Source organism: Halalkalibacter lacteus (assembly GCF_036663595.1).
In the GTDB taxonomy this organism is placed as follows: domain Bacteria; phylum Bacillota; class Bacilli; order Bacillales; family Bacillaceae_D; genus Halalkalibacter; species Halalkalibacter lacteus.
Genome location: NZ_JAWRVL010000048.1, coordinates 1 through 17,787 on the forward strand (window position 1 = coordinate 1; position 17,787 = coordinate 17,787).

The following is a 17,787-nucleotide window of genomic DNA, read 5'->3' on the forward strand; positions in this document are numbered from 1 at the left end:
AAAAAGAAAAAGAAAAGGCTAAAGAAGAACAAGAATTAAAAGAAAAAATACTAAAGATCTTTAACGAAAACCGTAAAGTATATGGAACTCGCAAAATAAAAGGAAACCTTTTAAAAGCTGGTCACAAGGTTTCTAGACGTCGCATAGCTAGATTAATGGAGGAACTTGGAATTCAATCGAATATGCACAACCGTCCTACAAACCAATGAGCTCCCGCCTCAATGAAGAATTCATTGGAAACGTGTTAGATCGGGAATTTGCAGTAGATGAAGAGATGTCTGTATTGGTGAGTGACTTAACGTATGTCAAAGTAGGCCAGCACTGGAATTACGTCTGTTTTTTAATTGACCTATATAATAGAGAAATAGTTGGTTACAGCGTTGGAAAACGCAAAGACGCAGCTTTAGTTCAACGTGCCTTCGCAACGGTTAATCGGCCATTAGAGAACGTGAAACTATTCCATACAGATCGCGGATCTGAGTTTAAGAACGTTGGCATTGATGAATTATTAAGTGAATTTGAGATTGAACGCTCATTGAGTCATAAAGGAAACCCTTATGATAATGCAGTGGCAGAAGCGACATTTAAGATTCTAAAAACTGAATTAATCAATGGAGCTCATTTCCACACCCTTCACCACCTGGATCTTGAACTTTTTGATTATATCAATTGGTACAATAATATCCTACTTGGCTATTTAAGCCCAGTAGGATATCGAAACTTAGCCCTTAAAAAAATTACTTGATTTAGTGTTGACATACCAGATAAGTAGGGGGGAGTTCAAATTTCACTATCTTTTTTTCTTACTCCCACTACGATTTCTGTTACTCTGCACGATTTCTTTAACCATCCGTTTGATTTCTTCTGTATGTTCTTTCCAGAAGTCTTTTGCCTCTTGTTCATCTGCACCATTTTGAATAAGAAAACTTAACACATGTTCCTCTAAGAGAAATGTCGTCACCACTTCTGTAGATCTGTGATACTTCTTGACCATCCAGTCGTTTAGTAATTCTAAAGATAGAGTTTCCTTGTTTGGTTCTATCGGTGAAGGTTTATTCTCTACGCTTGCATAATCATCTTCTATAGCAGCAATAATATAGCCACTAATATTATCAATATCCTCGTGCTGTTTGTTATCCAAAATGTACCTGATATTACTTCTGATATGGTCTTCAGAATAAAGTTTAACCATTTCACGAGCTTTATCCGGTCTTATTCCAAAGCGAATCAATAATTCAGCTGGGGTAGAATCTGGAGATTCTTTCTCTAGGACTTCTTTTAATATTTTACGGTTTTTCTTAATGAAAAAAGCTATGCCTACAACTTTTCGGCCTTTCTTCTGTTCCTCAAAATCAAACATTAAATCCGTATTTTCTCGAAGTTCGACTTGTGCTTTTAGGATTATACGGTTTTTTAAATGAGAGTATTGTTCATACTTATTCGGTGGAATGTTTAGATTAAATTTCAATTCCTCCAATGAGAATACTCTTTTTTTTACCTTTTCATATTGTTTAAGCAACTCATAGATTCGTATATAGTATTCACTACGTAAACCTAGTACATTCCTTAATTTAAAGGGAGTGTAACTTTGTTTAAGCTCTAATAAAAAGGGGCGTAACTTCTCAGAAAATTCCAACTCAACGTAACCTTGTCCTTTAAAATACTCACTTGAAGATAACCAATGCATATTTAATTTGGATCTTTCGTTTTCAATGGACAAGGTTTTATTTTGTAATTTTGCTACCACATCTTCTACCTTACTATAGAAATTTTTCTCTTTAATACCAATTATATCAGCGAGGTCTTTTACTTTAATTCTGTGTATACGAAAATTATTATCTCCTGGTTGAACTAGTGAAGCCAGTGTGAGAATAATTCGCTTTTCCTGAAGTGTTAAATTTTGCGGAGTTTCAATTAAACTATTAGATTGCGTTACTATGTATTCAGGTGAAACTCTTGACTCATACAAGGCAAGTTGTTCAGCTTTCATAATTTTAAATCACCTCTACCTCACGTTGAATCACTTTCTTCAACTATAGTTGAAGAAAAAATAAAAATCCACTCCCTTATGTGTGAGAGTTAAAGAGTATTTAAATGAATAAAGGATTTAATTGGAATGTAAAACACTATTAAATTCAATTTTCATGTTAGTATCATCTCAAATACATAAGGAAATTACAGCTAAATATCACAGTTAGAGGAGTAATTTTTAGTTCATGGATAATTTTCTTAAGGAGAACGTTTAACTATCACACTTTAAGGAATGAAATTTCATTAACTACCACACTTTGAGGAGTATCTTTACAAAAAAATGCAGATTAAAGTGATGATTATCCATTAATTGGTTATTTTGAGAGGGGAAATGGTACATATGGATAATATATCACTTAAAAATACCTCTATATAAGCTTAAGACTCCCCTATGTGTGGCAGTTCGACTCCCCTATGTGCGAAAGTTTAACTCCCCTATGTGTGGCAGTTCGACTCCTCTATGTGCGAAAGTTTAACTCCCCTATGTGTGGCAGTTCGACTCCTCTATGTGTGAGAGTTCACTCCCCTATGTGTGAGAGTTTGACTCCCCTATGTGTGAGGGTTCACTCCTCTATGTGTGAGAGTTTGACTCCCCTATGTGTGAGAGTTCACTCCCCTATGCGTGAGAGTTCACTCCCCTATGTGTGAGGGTTTACTCCCCTATGTGTGAGATTATTCTATTAGAATACTAGTATTAGTAGGGATTTAAAGACCTGAAAACAACAAAACAAGAAATCTATTAAATCAATTTGTAAAACAATTAAATCAATTTGTAAAACAATCAAGAGATTGTATGCTTACTTTTATTTTATTTATTTTATTCAAACAGGTTCATAAGAATATAATCCTATCTGTACATTTTCCCTGAAAGATTGAAAGTCATTACATGTGATGAGGACGTTTTCTAAAAGTCATAAAGTCTTCTTAAACTATTCATTTTATTTTGATGCTGCTACTTCGACTCATCAATCATTCGTTCGTTCTTTCTTTCTTTCTCCTGTCATTCCATTATATTTCTTCTTCCTATTAAGTTGAATTATCAACTATTTCTTAAAATGCTTAGGTATATGCTCATTACAATAATCAAATTTAACTTTATACTTCGTTAGAACTTCAACGTCTTGATCTGAAAGTCTTGCTCCACATTTCATACAATGTCTATCAATAATGTCACTAACCCTATTTTCTTTCTCCTGTAAATGATTAGAAGCAACACCTATATCCCTGGTCATTTCATTAAAAGACTTCCCAATACCAAAAAAGGATATTGCATCTCGTATTGCATCTTTTGTAGCTGATCGAATCGCATAATGACGGTTGATAATACGCCCTTTATCATCTACTTGAAATTTTGAAAAGCCCTCCCCCATGTGTGAGCGATTCAAAATCGATACCTTAACAACAGTATGTACCATACGATCTTCCATATAAAAGGTGGGTTCACCAATCCGTTCATGGGACCAGTTCTCTCCTGCTACAGCATTTAGACGCTGAAGGTACACATGAATAGGAATATACGTCCCATGTCCGTCATATCGAGGCTCATGTACTTCTTTTCGAAAGGGCTCACATAGCTTCACGATCAACTCATCAAATATTGTCATGTGTCACACCCGGTTTATTGCCATACTTTACTTCGTTTGCATGAACCTCTACAAATGTCCGTCCGGTTTTTTTATCCTTACGGCTATAGATTGCTCCGCTTACAATCACTTCTTGCCCTTTTTCAAGATAATTCGCAACCGATTCTCCGTAATTTCTCCATACAATAACAGGGATGAAACTAGTCCTTCCGAATTTATCCTCAGATGCGACACTGAAATTACAAACAGGTACTTGCTCATTGCCTTTCTTAACGTAATAGAGCTGCGGATCGTCGGTTAATCGCCCTGATAGGACGAGATTGTTAATATCACTCATGAGGTTCCCTACCTTTCGACAAGATTATGATTTATCGTATCCTAGCAAACTCAAAAGATTATTTGTAAAGGTGATGGCTTTTCCAATACTTTCAGCAGCATCCCTCCTATAAATCTCTTTCCATTCTTCTGCAAGGATCGGCTCAGATATAGAATAGGTCCTAATCTTACGTCTGCTTAATTTTCCCTCATATTGGCTTTGAAGGAGAATAACTGGATGTTCAAGCGGGTCATCAAATTCATCTACACCTTCACTCATTTCATTGCGGCCAATCAAAAGAAAGTACGAAGGGCTACACGTCCACCCATAAGAAGAAAGCATGTTTTTTTGAAGTTCTGTAAGAGATTGTTTCGGTTCGTGCTGTAGAGCATCTAAGATGTAATAACGAACGACATCTTTTACAGACAATAAAGATCGCACAAATTCGCGATCTTCCTTTGGTACCATAACGGGAGGTGTATCCATCCTCCCACCTACCCGTTCCTGAATAATATGAAGTGACTGGTGAACGATTCTAATCCGTTTCAATAAAGAATGACTCAGTTGTAGCTCGTTCTCATACCCTTTTTTAGTGATCGAATAACTGGTGACCACGCTAGAGACAGAGATAATGTCCCCATTGGATTCGAGGTCTTTTAAATAGGATCGCACTTTATCTTTTGAAAAACGTCTTGTTGGACTACCTGGTTGCGGTGGTGGTGGAAGGACGTTGTGTAAAGACTCGTAGCACTCGTCCGCTGTGAGTGGTTGTTGTTTAAGTTCTACAAGAGATAACCACTGTAAGCATTGTTTAAGATTTAATTTCTTAGTCATCCTCCAATGCCTCCTTCTTCCATTTAAACGAGTTTAGATAATAAGTTTGTAGAAAGTCAATGATGTTCAATCAGTTCTATTAATTCATTGTTTGTTTTTTCTAAATCGTATATAAACAACCCACTTGATGATGTGGGATTTTCGCAAGAGATATGTTTCATGAATTATCCTCTTTAAAAAAGAAGAATGCTCCTTATATATTACCACATTATATAACACAATAGGGGATTTATTGAATGGAGATATCCCACATCATTCCTCCTCCCCATCAACCCCAACAACACTCTAATTACTATTTTTTTACGTTCTTATTATCTTATTACGTATTTATGTTCTTTGTACGTACAAATGATCTGTATGTATGGGAGACGGAACTTTGTTGTCACAGGAAGTTGTGGCAATAGAGAATGAAGCGGGCTCAAGTTTATGGTTTATACTGAGTATGTGAGGTGCGGTGAGGAGTTTGAATAGTCCCCTATTGTGTTACATAATTCATGTGTTTCCTCCTCCGACTAATCCTTGCTTAACAATTCATCCAGTTCATTTTTCAACGCTTGAAACCCTTCATCATATCTGATAGAAAATAAAATAATATCATATTAGGGGTCACGTTACCAAAAGTGAAAAATTGTACGTTTAGACACAATTTAGACACGTTTTAGTCGATTACCTGTACTGTAAGAAAAAACATAAAATACGTAAGATCATGAATAATCAAAATATACTTTGGTAGAGCTAGCCAGGTCGCGCCTATACGCAGCCTGCCGACCATTTTAAGAGGCATTTCTGTTGGTGGCATTTAAAAAATGCTGTTTATGGCAGTATGTTTTTTGAATAGAAAAAAGCCGAAAATATGCAAAAAATGAATAAAAACTTGCATATTTTCAGCCTTTTATCATTTTGTTTATTCAACAAAAGCGCCCGATTGTGGAAGATCAATGCTTAAACCTTATTCAAGATAAGCACCAGTTGAAGAATGGAAAATCCTTATTTAAATACCTTATCTATTTCATTCCTGTCGTAATCTAATATCCAATCGTTATATTTGTTATAAATATCTTGTATTGCTTCAGGCGAAGTAGCAAGCAAATCACAACCTCTATCATCATAAACATGAAAAATGGTTGCTCTCTTGATATTTAAAAAATATATCCTATGAAAAATACTTGGTTGAATTCCTAAATCTTGATTACATATAGCTTTTAACAATGGAATGTATTTAATATCAGATGTTTTACATTTAAGAGTAAATCTATGCGTTTTATATTTTCCATCTTCATTGTCTTCCGGGAAAATATAAGGTATTTCTGTATGCTTTAACTTATACAAGACTAATCTTTCATAGACATATGGAGAAAAAACCCTGGCTTTCTGTTTATAGCTTCTTCCGTCTCCAAAATCATTCACATCTACTACAACAAAAATTTCCTCATCTTGTGAATGTAATGACTTAAATAAAGTTATAGCTCTTTCATATACCCCTTGTACATAAGGACTGTTTTCATAATCATACTCTCTATTCCCCTCTACCCCTAGTTCGAACCGAATACCAATTCCCCAGCTATAAAACAAAGGTGGTCTAAGTTTTAAGTTAGAAAAATTCTCATTTATATAGTCATTGAAAAGCATATCCACACCTCATTTTATTTTTTAAATTTTACCATTTTTTCTTCAACTAACTGGTCCTAAAATGATAATAAGCGCTAATCCTTGTTCCAGGAAAGCGCCCGTTTTGCGGAAACACGTTTCAAAGACCTTATTAAAGAAACACTCCCGTAGTTCAATAGGCTTTATAATTGTCTTAATGCTTCATTTACTGCCTAACTTTGATGTTCATGAAACAAGTTTTCAAATTGCTTGGTTTGGTTCAATCCATTTTAGAAAGTGATCGACTTCGGTTGGTTTACTTATTTGCCTACCTGTATCGCATAAATAAAAATATCCTTCACTAAGGTAATGTTTATATTCATTTGTAGAATAAAAACATCTTCGGGCACACCCTATAAATTGACCTATTTTAATATCCATTCCCATTTCTTCAAGGGCTTCTCTTTTTAAACATTCTTCGTGCGTTTCATTGTTTTCTCTTCCACCGCCTGGAAGAAAATACTTAGACTTGCGTTAAAGATAATTCTACAGTATGGGAATTTTCTCCCGTATTTTGGTCTATAAATATATATTTTTTTCTAGGTCAAATAACTATGAACATTTAAAATTGTAGGAAGTGATATAATTTATTCATCAACAAAATTGACCCTGAGGAGGCATTTCTTTGTACAATAAGGAAAATATTACTTTGAAAGAATTCTTGTTGAAAATGAACGGGGGTGAATTCGAAGTTATTGCTCAAGATAATTATGGTGAATCAGTCAGTCTTATTTTTGTTCTTTTCAAAGAAAATGAAATTGAAAACGCACAATTAGGGTACAGCGTTGATGAACAAGGAAATTCATTGACAGAAAATAATGAAGGAGATTGGCAGCATGGCTGGGTGGTTATTGGTTATGAAGAAGAGCTTGGAGATCCGTTAATTATCGACACTTCACAAGAAGGATACCCTATATTAACTGCAGAGCATGGGGCTGGTGATTGGGAACCTATTGTCCTTTTTAATTCACTAAACGACATGAAAGAAAGTATCGATCAGAATTAGACCGATACTTTCTTTGAATTTTCACTCATGAAATGATAACATTTCTGTGGTCCTCAATTTTTTAGTTAACCAGCTATCAAAACTTTCATAACTAGAAACAAGTTTTCCGGAACGTCTCTTTAACTCTACAACACTTTCATCAATCGCTAAAACAAATATGGTTTCCGGTGTACCCCCAATATAAAATAAATCATCAAAAATTTTGCAAGGAGGGTCTTCACTTTCCTCTATTAAATCATATGGTTGGTATAACATTTCTTCTCGAGACATCCCTTTTTCTAAAAATGCTTTTCCATAGATATAAAAATTTCCGTTAAATAGATAACACCCGTTACAATACGAAAGAAATTCTTTATATTTTAGAGGTAGTGACTTATTCCTCTCCTTTTCAAGTAAATCGATTCCTTGCTTATCCAATGGATGATAAATAATATGCTTCCAATCTTCAACCCCATTTTCATTGTGTCTGTTAATTAATATGGTCTGATTTTTTAATGTCTTAAAACCATAGCTTTTATATTTTTCCAAGAATTTCAAAATTTCTTCTTTATAATCCATTTTATTATCACCTTCTCTTAATGAATTTCCCAGTGGTTTGATTTCTCCAATTTCCTCCATGTAATCTATAGTGTTGTTTTGGCGTAACAAACCTAACATTCCTTGCAAGTCCAGCCCATTGAGGTTAGCTTTTAACACTGTTTATATGGTGACCGATCATACCCAATTCGGCAGTCTGCTTCAACGTACCACTATTCTGCCACAAAGGAAAAGTAGTGGCATTTTTTACTTTTCTGAGACGATTGTTTGTGTCCCATTCATAAACAATTGAGCCGTCTGAAAGATTTCATTATTCATAGGTCCATTGTGCAGTGCTTGTTCCATTTTTTATTTGAATAAATTGCGATAAGGGTTCAAGGCTACTGTTTTAAAATGAATAAGACCGCTTAAAGGCCATGTATTTGTAGCTTTAAAATAAAGTTTGTTCAAAAATACCTCTTAAACCCACATCTTACGTTAACTTGAAAGACTCCGTTTGGAAAAAAGATTGATCAAAACGGAGTCTTGCTTTGTGAATTAATGTGCATTTTTTATAAAAAAGTTTGATCAAAATATTTCAGAAAGCCCTATATAACAATGTTTATTAAAGAATTCGGCTTCTGAAACGGTGCGACTTTTATAAAAACATCGCAACTTTTTTATAAACGGTTAAACTTTATTTCAAATCTATAGTATGATCTTCATACGCTTATTCAAGGATTGCCTCTTTTACTTGAAGAAGACATGTAAATCCACTCTATAAATGTAGTTGAAATTAAAGTATAATGTAACCGTGGTTACATTAACAGGAGGTGAAATATTGGTTAGTTGGCTACACCTCACTTATAAAATGCCTAGAAAGCCTAGTTCTCCAAGGGTAAAAGTCTGGAGGAAGCTAAAAAGTTTAGGGTCTTTTCATTTACATGATGCTATATGGCTTTTACCTAATAATGTTTATACATATGAACAATTTCAATGGTTAACTGTTGAGATTAAGGATTTAGGCGGAGAAGCAACTATGTGGGAATCACAACTTCACTTTGGATTGTCTGATAAAGAAATAAGACAGTTATTTATTGAACAAATCAATGAAAGTTATATTGAACTTCTAAAACAACTCGATGGAGAAAACATTGATTTGATTTCTTTGTCAAAAAAATACCAACGAATAAAAAGAATTGATTATTTCAAGTCCCCGGTGGAATTAAAAGTACGCGAAAAAATAATACAACAAAGGAGTGAGTTAAAATGAAGTGGGTTACATGGGAAAACATTGGAGTGGACCGTATGGCTTGTTGTTGGTTAATTAAAAAGTATATTGATCAAGAAGCTGAATTTACTTTTATCCCTGAAGGCGAACAAGAAATTCCTAATGGTGCAAGGGGATTCGATATTCCAGGGGCAGAGTTTTCTCACAGAAATGGACGATGTTCATTTTATTCTTTAATAGAAGATTACAGCTTAGAAGATACCATCCTAAATAAAATTGCACAAATTGTAGATGAAGCAGATACGGTACAAGAAATTTTTTTAGAGCCTGTTGCACCTGGGCTTGATTTTATTTGTGATGGAATCAGCCTAAATAGCAAGGATGATTATGAGGCTTTAGAAAAAGGATTTATAATTTATGAAGCTTTATACGCAATGATAAAACGAAATAATAAATTATAATGGGAGAGAAAAAAAGTGGAAAAACCTAGTTTATGGAACATTTTTTGGACCTATATCCTTATTGGATTACAGGGTTGGGGTGGTCCTACTGCACAAATACAAGTCATACATGAACACGCGGTAGAAAAGAAAAAATGGATCGATAATGAACGATTTCGAGATGCCTTTGCTGTATGTGGGATGTTACCAGGACCAGAGGCAGCTGAACTTTGTATGTATGTTGGATATAGACAACGCGGTTATTTAGGTGGTTTTTTAGCAGGACTGGGATTTATGTTGCCTAACTTCGTCTTAATCACCATTTTGGCTTGGGCATACTTTCAATATGCAGCTACCTCGGATATTGCACAAGGCTTATTATACGGTGTTAAGCCAGCGATGGTTGCGATTGTTTTATTTAGTCTTTATCGAATAGCAAACAAGTTTGGGGTATTACAAGACGGAAAGAAAATATTTATTACTCTTTTCATGTTAACTTTAACTTTTATTACTCAAATTGACTTAATCCTTTTACTATTGGTAATGGGATTAGTATATATGATACTAGTTCGCTCATTTAATAATAGAGTATTCAGCTTTAACAGTCTTCCATTTTTAGCAGTCGCCTCAGCAGGGACCGCTTCGATACCAACTAGCCTTTCCCTATTATTCTTAAAAATTGGTGCACTTAGCTTTGGTGGAGCATATACGGTTCTAGCGTTGTTACAATTTGAAGCTGTTGATAATTATGGCTGGCTAACAACTGAACAATATATTGATGGTTTAGCTATTAATGAATTAACACCTGGTCCATTAATTATGGTTGCAGCATTCGTTGGATTTGCAGCATATGGTTTTTGGGGAGCTACACTAGCAACCTTTTTTATCTTTTTACCTGCCTTTTTAGTGGTGTTGTTAGGTGCCCCTTTTTTCGATAAAATTAGAGAGAATCAGAAGCTAAAATTATACTTAGCAGGCGTTAGTGCAGCTGTTGTTGGTCTTATCGCTAGTTTTTTAATACGACTATCTTTAGAAGTCTTTATTGATTGGGGAAGTGTTGTTATTGCTATCATAATGCTTGGTCTATTGTTTAAATTCAAATGGCAAATATGGCAAGTCTTCCTTTTAGCATTAGCTTTAGGGACTTTACTTATCTTCTTATAACTAATAAAAAAATCTGTTCCGTAGGGAGCAGATTTTTTTATACGTTCTTCAAATAAACTGATTCGTTAGTTCAAGTGTAAATTTTCACAATCTCACATTAATTTTAGCATTAATATCCATTTTTATTTTGCTTAATTTCACTTTAAGGGGTTCTGCCGAGATACGTGTAAAAATGGATCATAGGCTTACTTTTATTTCCAAATTTCACGATATCAAAAATAGCATTAAAGAAACACGAATTGTGAAATTCAACCTAAAAAAAGTCGATTTCCTGTACGATAAGGAATCAACTTTCTTATGTTAGTTAATTAAATCTCCTTCTTTATAAGGGGTCCGAAGCAACAATCGGAAATTTTGTACGTTAAGCGAATTAAAATCAAAAAAAATCGAATTCTCTAATGAGGTACACGAAATAATTGCTTTAAAAAATCATCAAAAGTATATGCTATTTTTATATATTCCTATACAGTTTTATCATTTTCAGACTAGTAAGCCGAAAAATCTTCCGTAATGTATAGCACCGATGGGTTAAACAAGCTTTTACGATGTCTAACACTAGCCAATAATGGAAATCAGTCCACAATACAACAAATTCATTAGGTAAACCTTCTTCTTTTAAAATTGCTTTTGAAGAGATTTTAATAGAATAATATATAACCTATCGATTATTCCTTTTCTTCAATCCTATCTATATCGAAAATTTCTTAAATGCCAACACTACATTATGTCCTCCAAAACCAAAACCATTAGAAATAGCATAGTTTATTTTCATGTTAACTGCATGGTTTGGAACATAATCTAAATCACACTCTTCATCCGGTATATCATAATTAATAGTTGGAGGAGCTATATCTTCCATGATACTATTAAGGGTTATAACAGCCTCAATCCCACCTGCTGCTCCAAAAAGGTGCCCAGTCATCGATTTAGTGGAACTTACCTTTAAGTTATAAGCATGAGCACCAAAAACACTTTTAATCGCTTTGGTCTCTGATTTATCTCCTTCAGGGGTACTTGTACCATGTGCATTTATATAATCCACATCAGTCAATCGAATCTTTCCCATATCTAAAGCCAATTTCATTGCATTTGCTGCCCCATTGTAATCAGGGGAAGTAATATGATAGGCATCTGTTGTGGAACCATAACCTACGATTTCTCCTAAAATTGTCGCTCCTCTTTCTCTCGCATGTTCATATTCTTCCAGGAATAAAACACCCGCTCCTTCAGACATGACAAAACCATCACGCCCTCTGTCAAATGGGCGACTTGCCTTTTCTGGAAAATCATTAAAAGTAGACATTGCTCTCATTCTTGAGAATCCAGCAAAAGCTAGTGGATTAATAGGAGCTTCAGCCCCTCCAGCTAATATACCATCAGAATAACCTTGTCGAATATTTAAAAAAGCCTCCCCAATAGCTTGATTCCCTGTTGCACAAGCAGAAACAGGTGAAAAGCTAGGCCCCTTAAAACCCGTTTTTATAGATATTATTCCTGACGCCATATTACTGATCATCATTGGAACCATAAATGGAGAAACTTTTCTTGGTCCTCTTTCAAGCAAAGCTTTATGATTATCTAATGTAGTATTAATTCCTCCAATACCGGAACCAATATAAACCCCTAATCGCTCCTTATTAACATTTTGTAAATCTAGATTCGCCTGTTCCAAGGCTTGTTGAGCAGCAGCAACAGCATACTGTACGAATAAGTCATATTTCTCCTTTTCTTTTTTATCAATAAATTGCTCTGCGTCAAAGTCGGTAATATAACCTGCAATTTTGGTGCTAATATTGTTATAGTCATCAGATTTAATTTTCTTGATGCCTGAGTTACCTTCTTTTATGTTCTTCCAGAACGCTTCAACTGTATTTCCTAACGGTGAAACGACTCCATATCCTGTTACTACAACTCTTCGTGCCATTACCAAAACTCCCCTGTCATTCTTTTTCACATAACTACTTCAAAAGACCTTTAAGTTGTTCCAATATTTTAGAAAAGAAATCATCTCTTAATACACATTTATATTGTAATCCGCCTTTGGCGCTTGAGATGAAACTGCTAATGCCTTCAGATCGTCAGTATTTTGAATACCCCCTTCCTTTTTGGCGTCATTAAGCAGTTCTGTTAGAAAATCTATTTCCATTTGACTTAGTCGTTGTATGGAACGCCTTTCTGCTCGATGGGATTTGCACTGACGGCAATTATCTAAAGTTCCGTTGTCCTCACGCCACGGGCAAAGTCGATTGCCCATTTTGCATGGTGCCTGCTCATCTTCCACTACGGCATGGAAGTTCCTGGTTCCTCTAGAATACGAAATAGATGATTCTTGGCAATTTGACGAAAACGATCCAAGCAGGTTATAACCAAAGGTATCGTATAGCCTGTCTCTATGCTTCTCGACCCTTTCTCTAATATGGATTTATGGTTCTCTATTACCGTATTTAGCCCTCCGATTTCTGAGCCACCTAATTAGGATACGGCACCATAGCCTGTTATTACGACTCTGCGTTGAATAGCAAACCCCTCCGTGATTAACGATAGTTTAACATGTCCCGAAAGAAGTCTCCCTCTTCAATCGTGTGAAGGGCGAAGCCCAACGATAAGGGGGAGATGAATTTCGGTTGGGCGGTAGCTCAAAATTTAGTATTATCATAAAATATAGCTATGATGTTCTTTGATAACTGGATATATGAGGTTGCATGGAGAAATAAAAATGTGAAAACCAAGCTGATCCTTCCATGCGTAAAATATCCAAGGTACGAAAGAACTCCGATTCTTCGGACATCTAGGGTAGGAACTACCCGAAGTAACGCTCATGGAGAAGAAAGGTTGCTTTCTTCATGGAAGTGAGAAGCTCCCACTTCAAGCGTAGCTAAGTGGTGAGTAGTTCACCTATCTATTTATTGCCTTTTCTCCGTTTAGTGTCATACAAGTTGAACTGGCTTTCGCTACCAATGTCTCATTCTCATCAAAAATAGTGCATTCGATAAGGCCAATGGAACTTCCCTTTTTCACTACAATGGCATTAGCTTTTAAGGTCGTTTTCCATACGGGTTTCAAATAGTTAATTTTCAACTCGATCGTTGTATACGTTTCTCTTTCATCTAACAATGTAGCGTAAGCCACTCCCATTGCTGCATCTGCCAAATCACATAGAATACCACCATGTACGGTTCCCATCGGATTAAAATGCGTTTCCTTTGTCTTTAATGTGAATACGGACTTTCCATTCTTAACTTCTACTAAATTAAACCCAATTAACTTTGCAACAGGTGGGACTGAAATTTCCTTGTTCGCATTTAGTTTAATCTTATTCTCCATCATCCATTCCCCTTTACGTTGTTTGTGTTTTATGTTTCCAATACAACTTTCTCCTTTTCACTTACAAAACAAGTGAGTATAAGGGCAGTAAAAAATATGAATATGGCAAAGATATATGCCTCTCGAACTCCCCCTAAATGCTCAATAATTGATCCTGCAAGAAAGGGTCCTACTAATTGACCAGTTGCAAAGAAAATGGTTATGAAGCCCAAAACGGCTGGTATTAGATAAGGAAGAGAGCGTTCAGCTGCCATCGCTTGGACAAGAACCATGAGACCTCCAATGGAAAAACCAAATAAAATTGTCGAAACCATAAAACTTATTATGTGATCATTGACGACTGGAATAATACCTCCCATGACACAAAAAGCCAAAGCAACGAGTAAAGATTTTTTTCTCCCTACTTTATCTGAAACGATTCCCCAAATTGGACCTCCAACAATTGTAAATAAGCCAGAAATTGAAAATAAACTACCAGCCACTCTTTCGCTGATCCCAGAGTGTATCATAAATGATGTTTGGAAAAGGATTGGGATAAGATAAGCCAATTAAAAAGTAAATAATACCTACCCTAAGGATTTTTCGGTTTTTGTAGGCATGAGCGACTCCTTGATTCCTATCATCTTTGTTAGTCACACTCTTTCCTGGTTCTTTCAATACGATCCACGAGAGTAGTGTGAATAAAATAGAGACAATGGAAAAAATTAGCCAAATAGCCCTCCATTCCCATACAGGAAAATACCTAATCAAATAGGTGGTCATGAGACCACTAAGAAGCATTCCTGAACCCACCCCACTTAATAAGACACCGAGTACTAATCCCTTTTTCTTTTGGAATTGGATGACTAGTAAGGACATTATGGAGGAAAAGACTAAAGCACTTCCTGCCCCGCATAAAAACATAATAAGCATGTATAGATAAAAGGAGTTCGAAAATGAAAGAAAAAGGAAGCTAACTGTGACGAGAAAGCCACCTGCCATAATGACTTGTTTCATTCCAAACTTGAGTGCTAATAACCAGCTATGGGGGAAATTGCTAGAAAGCCAAGCGAGATCGTTGTTGCTAATAATCCAGCCTGTGTGTAGTTCGTATTTAAGTCGGCTTGCATAAAAGGCATTAACACTCCATAAGCCAATCTTGCAAAGCCAGTTGTCGAAATAACCAACAAGAAACCCGCAATAAGTTGTGACCACATAGACCATTTTTTATGTGCTGGAATATAAATCCCCCTGAATAAACAGAACCTCGTCCATATCCGTACCAATGTTCCGTATAGTTAACTCTTGTTTTTGCTTAACTGATTTAACATAAACTGAGGCGCAACACGACTCATGAACTTCAGCGCACTGCTCTGGCCCGGCAGGATCTCAAAGCGATCCTTTTCCAAAGCCTTGATTGTGTACCTAACCATCTTATTGGCATCCATTGGTTTCATGGCTTTGATCTCGTCAGCATCAAAAACTTCAACTAAAGGGGTCTGAATAGCTGGAGGCGCCAATTCAAACACTTTAATATTAGTATTTTTCAGCTGGATTCGCAGTGATTGTGTAAATGAATGAATACCAGCTTTCGTCGCACTATATACCGGCATTGCCGGATAAGGAACAAATGCAAGTGCAGATGAGACATTCATAATCGCAGCGGATTTCTTCGTCTTTAAATGCGATAAGAATTGGTTCACCATGCGGATCGAACCACTGAGGTTAATTTCAATCTCGCTACTGAAATCCACTAAATCAACCTCTTTGGTATGAAAGTTCAATTTACGCATAACCCCAGCGTTATTGATCAGAACATTCAGTTCTGGAAATTGACTAATTACTTTTTCAAAAAGGTCAGAAATTGCCTTTGGATCGCTTACATCACTCTGAAATGTGTGAACGTTTGGCAGTTTCTTTTTGGCTAAGTCCAGTTTGGACTGATCCCGCCCGGTAATAATTACGGTGTTCCCAAGCTGAAGGAGCTGAGCAGCAAGCTCGAATCCAATCCCGGATGTTCCACCCGTTATGAGTATTGTGTTGGAATCCATTTTCATAAAAATCAATCCTTTCTCTATAAATGATTTATATAGTGGCTTTACTTGCTTTATTGTGCAACAAGATTCTCAGTGGTGGATTACGCAGAGGATTCGTAGTAACGCACAACTGTGGGATGTTTGTTGATTTTTAGACACTTTCATCCATCCTTTCATATTAAGTGTATATACACCTTTTCGTGAAAAAAAATTAGGCTATTCGCATTTTTGAGTGGAGGATTGAAAGACTATCAAAACCGAAAGGGCATGATTTATAAGCCAAGAGGCCAGTTGGCAAGGAAAACTAGCTTTGCCTACAAGGCTATCATGCCCGCCACTCCATATAAAATCTCTTAAAACCCATCTTAATCTCACTCTAAACTGCGATGAACCAAACATTAATCTCGCCTGTTCAGCTTAACGATATCAGACAATTGACCAAGCAAACCTTTATAACGGTCATCGCCCATATAGTCTCGAATACGATTTTGCGCCTGTTCCCATAACGGCAGCGCACGCTTAAGAAGGTCCCGGCCGTCGGGTGTCAGAGCAATAAATCGTTTCCTGCGATCCTCCCCTTCCGTGATCGACACCCAGCCTTGTCTCTCAAGCGGCTTGAGATCCCGTGACAATGTGGTACGATCCATCAGAAGAATTTCGGAGAGAGATGTAACGGTGACAGACCCGGCCTGTTCAAGTGCCAACAACAATGACAACTGTGTAGACCGAAGCCCGACTGGTCTTAAATATTCATCATATAAACTGGTAATGAACCGGGACGCCTTTCTTAAATTCAAGCTAGCGCACTCTGCTGCATAATCGGTCGTCCCTGAAAAATCTGAAGTTGAATTTTGTTCTCTCATAATTATGAGTATATACACTATTGTGTCGATGTCAATCTTTACAATCATCTTAAACCTAAACGAATCCTTTTTTATTATTGAAAAAGGATCTTCAACTGATCCTTTTGTGCTTGCTTATTAAATTAACGTAACCCGTTACTTAAATAAGGCTTTTTATTTTAATTAAGAAAAAACTCTTCCAACACTTCAACTTTATTTGTTTGAAGAACTATCCCTTTATAATCAAAAACCACAATTTCGGGGAACTCATTTAAGGATAATGCTTCTTTATAATCATAATCATGTGAAGAATTTTCATCTAATATAATATAAGACAAAGAATGAATTTTTTTCCATAATTTATTCGCATCAATTAAGTCATTATTGATACTACGTTGGTATTCTCCAGAAGTCATTTTATCATCAAAAACCACAATACTGTATTTACCTTCAACTTCAGATTTAAATTTATTAACAACTCTTTCTACCTCAGAAGAACAACCTATAAAACAAAAATTAGACTTAATATAATTGCTAATTTCTTTTTCAAAACTCTCCCTCCTTACAACTATTTACTTTAACATAAATTTACGAATACCCTTATTAAACATTGATGCTCGTTGAAGAAGATCCCAAAGGATCTAATGAATACTGTATACAAATCTATTTAACATAATTATAATTTTCGGAAGTACACCAAAAGGCCAAACCCTTTTCTACCAAGGGTTTGGCCTTTGTTCATTTTTTATCGTTTATGCATGATTTAACATGTCCCGAAAGAAGTCTCCCTCTTCAATCGTGTGAAGGGCGAAGCCCAACGATAAGGGGGAGATGAATT

Annotated in this window: 17 protein-coding genes and 2 pseudogenes; 6 read left to right on the forward strand and 13 right to left on the reverse strand. The window is 35.8% G+C overall.

Annotation, left to right across the window (positions count from 1 at the left end; genetic code table 11):
- Window positions 1-209 (forward strand): IS3 family transposase (locus SAZ04_RS20360; RefSeq protein WP_332698936.1); only part of this gene is annotated, 209 nt, incomplete at its 5' end.
- Complete coding sequence (locus tag SAZ04_RS20365; protein ID WP_332698939.1) at window positions 206-745, forward strand: IS3 family transposase; 540 nt, start codon at window positions 206-208, stop codon at window positions 743-745. The genes SAZ04_RS20360 and SAZ04_RS20365, both read left to right, overlap by 4 nt.
- 45 nt (window positions 746-790) lie before the next feature.
- Here SAZ04_RS20365 and SAZ04_RS20370 read toward each other — a convergent pair whose 3' ends face one another.
- From SAZ04_RS20370 to SAZ04_RS20395, 6 genes and pseudogenes are all read right to left on the reverse strand, one after another.
- On the reverse strand, window positions 791-1,990 hold the full coding sequence (locus tag SAZ04_RS20370; RefSeq protein WP_332698943.1) for a replication initiation protein: 1,200 nt from the start codon (window positions 1,988-1,990) through the stop codon (window positions 791-793).
- 1,084 nt (window positions 1,991-3,074) lie between these two features.
- Window positions 3,075-3,635: a Rad52/Rad22 family DNA repair protein gene (locus tag SAZ04_RS20375; RefSeq protein ID WP_332698945.1), complete on the reverse strand. Its 561-nt coding sequence runs from the start codon at window positions 3,633-3,635 to the stop codon at window positions 3,075-3,077.
- Window positions 3,622-3,951 carry a single-stranded DNA-binding protein gene (locus SAZ04_RS20380; RefSeq protein WP_332633582.1) on the reverse strand — a complete coding sequence of 110 codons (330 nt, stop codon included), beginning with the start codon at window positions 3,949-3,951 and terminating at the stop codon, window positions 3,622-3,624. Before SAZ04_RS20380 ends, SAZ04_RS20375 begins: the two co-directional genes overlap by 14 nt.
- 24 nt (window positions 3,952-3,975) lie before the next feature.
- The gene (locus SAZ04_RS20385) at window positions 3,976-4,764 is read right to left on the reverse strand and encodes a hypothetical protein (RefSeq protein WP_332698948.1); all 789 of its coding nucleotides are present in this window, start codon (window positions 4,762-4,764) and stop codon (window positions 3,976-3,978) included.
- Between the two features lie 987 nt (window positions 4,765-5,751).
- The gene (locus SAZ04_RS20390; RefSeq protein WP_332698951.1) at window positions 5,752-6,393 is read right to left on the reverse strand and encodes a DUF3885 domain-containing protein; all 642 of its coding nucleotides are present in this window, start codon (window positions 6,391-6,393) and stop codon (window positions 5,752-5,754) included.
- Between the two features lie 219 nt (window positions 6,394-6,612).
- Window positions 6,613-6,813, reverse strand: a pseudogene (locus SAZ04_RS20395) (NUDIX hydrolase); the annotation flags it as partial.
- Between the two features lie 223 nt (window positions 6,814-7,036).
- Here SAZ04_RS20395 and SAZ04_RS20400 point away from each other — a divergent pair.
- On the forward strand, window positions 7,037-7,417 hold the full coding sequence (locus SAZ04_RS20400) for an SMI1/KNR4 family protein (RefSeq protein WP_332698954.1): 381 nt from the start codon (window positions 7,037-7,039) through the stop codon (window positions 7,415-7,417).
- Between the two features lie 21 nt (window positions 7,418-7,438).
- Here SAZ04_RS20400 and SAZ04_RS20405 read toward each other — a convergent pair whose 3' ends face one another.
- On the reverse strand, window positions 7,439-8,074 hold the full coding sequence (locus SAZ04_RS20405) for an SMI1/KNR4 family protein (RefSeq protein WP_332698957.1): 636 nt from the start codon (window positions 8,072-8,074) through the stop codon (window positions 7,439-7,441).
- 700 nt (window positions 8,075-8,774) lie between these two features.
- On the opposite strand from SAZ04_RS20405, the gene SAZ04_RS20410 reads away from it, so the two are divergent.
- The 3 genes from SAZ04_RS20410 to chrA are packed head-to-tail and all read left to right on the forward strand — an operon-like array spanning window position 8,775 to window position 10,768.
- Window positions 8,775-9,206 (forward strand): Chromate resistance protein ChrB, encoded by a 432-nt coding sequence (locus tag SAZ04_RS20410; RefSeq protein ID WP_332698960.1) that lies wholly within the window; start codon window positions 8,775-8,777, stop codon window positions 9,204-9,206.
- Window positions 9,203-9,625 carry a chromate resistance protein ChrB domain-containing protein gene (locus tag SAZ04_RS20415; protein ID WP_332698963.1) on the forward strand — a complete coding sequence of 141 codons (423 nt, stop codon included), beginning with the start codon at window positions 9,203-9,205 and terminating at the stop codon, window positions 9,623-9,625. The genes SAZ04_RS20410 and SAZ04_RS20415 overlap by 4 nt, the downstream gene beginning before the upstream one ends.
- A gap of 15 nt (window positions 9,626-9,640) precedes the next feature.
- Window positions 9,641-10,768 (forward strand): chromate efflux transporter, encoded by a 1,128-nt coding sequence (chrA, locus tag SAZ04_RS20420; RefSeq protein ID WP_332698966.1) that lies wholly within the window; start codon window positions 9,641-9,643, stop codon window positions 10,766-10,768.
- A 688-nt stretch (window positions 10,769-11,456) separates the two neighbouring features.
- Here chrA and fabF read toward each other — a convergent pair.
- The 6 genes and pseudogenes from fabF to SAZ04_RS20460 form a co-directional block, all read right to left on the reverse strand.
- Window positions 11,457-12,692, reverse strand: a complete 1,236-nt coding sequence (gene fabF / locus SAZ04_RS20425) for a beta-ketoacyl-ACP synthase II (RefSeq protein ID WP_332698969.1) — start codon at window positions 12,690-12,692, stop codon at window positions 11,457-11,459.
- Window positions 12,693-13,663: 971 nt separating this feature from the next.
- A complete protein-coding gene (locus tag SAZ04_RS20435; protein WP_332698972.1) occupies window positions 13,664-14,095 on the reverse strand; it encodes a PaaI family thioesterase in 432 nt (143 codons plus the stop codon).
- A gap of 57 nt (window positions 14,096-14,152) precedes the next feature.
- Window positions 14,153-15,295: pseudogene (locus SAZ04_RS23590) on the reverse strand (MFS transporter); the annotation flags it as partial.
- Window positions 15,296-15,369: 74 nt separating this feature from the next.
- Window positions 15,370-16,128, reverse strand: coding sequence for an SDR family oxidoreductase (locus SAZ04_RS20450; protein ID WP_307440436.1), 759 nt, complete (start codon window positions 16,126-16,128; stop codon window positions 15,370-15,372).
- 377 nt (window positions 16,129-16,505) lie between these two features.
- Entirely contained in the window at window positions 16,506-17,018 is a 513-nt protein-coding gene (locus tag SAZ04_RS20455; RefSeq protein WP_332698986.1) for a MarR family winged helix-turn-helix transcriptional regulator, read from the reverse strand.
- A 110-nt stretch (window positions 17,019-17,128) separates the two neighbouring features.
- Window positions 17,129-17,383: a hypothetical protein gene (locus tag SAZ04_RS20460; protein WP_332698989.1), complete on the reverse strand. Its 255-nt coding sequence runs from the start codon at window positions 17,381-17,383 to the stop codon at window positions 17,129-17,131.
- Between the last annotated feature and the right edge of the window lie 404 nt (window positions 17,384-17,787).